Annotated in this window: 1 protein-coding gene; it reads left to right on the top strand. The window is 37.4% G+C overall.

From position 1 onward, the window contains the following. Positions 1 to 83: 83 nt before the first annotated feature. A partial coding sequence (locus tag P20439_RS17965) for a transposase family protein (RefSeq protein WP_138956977.1) occupies positions 84 to 230 on the top strand: 147 nt, incomplete at its 3' end.

Here is a 230-nt window from a genome sequence, read left to right as displayed (position 1 = left end):
CACGGCAAGATCATTATAAATTGAACTTATAGAATATGTAGTGATCAGATCAAGGCATAATAATCACCTTGGTCACGTAAAATATGAGCGCTACTTTTCTGAAACACTTTAATTCAATTACCGATCCTCGCATTGAACGCTGTAAAAAGCATGAGCTTATCGATATTCTCCTTTTAGCCATTAGTGCAGTAATCTCCGGTGCACAAGGATGGGAGGATATTGAAGACTTT

It is taken from the genome of Pseudoalteromonas sp. BSi20439, assembly GCF_000241165.1.
Classification (GTDB): Bacteria; Pseudomonadota; Gammaproteobacteria; order Enterobacterales; family Alteromonadaceae; genus Pseudoalteromonas.
The sequence above is the reverse complement of the archived record's forward strand: the minus strand, read 5'-3'. Positions and strand labels throughout refer to the sequence as shown.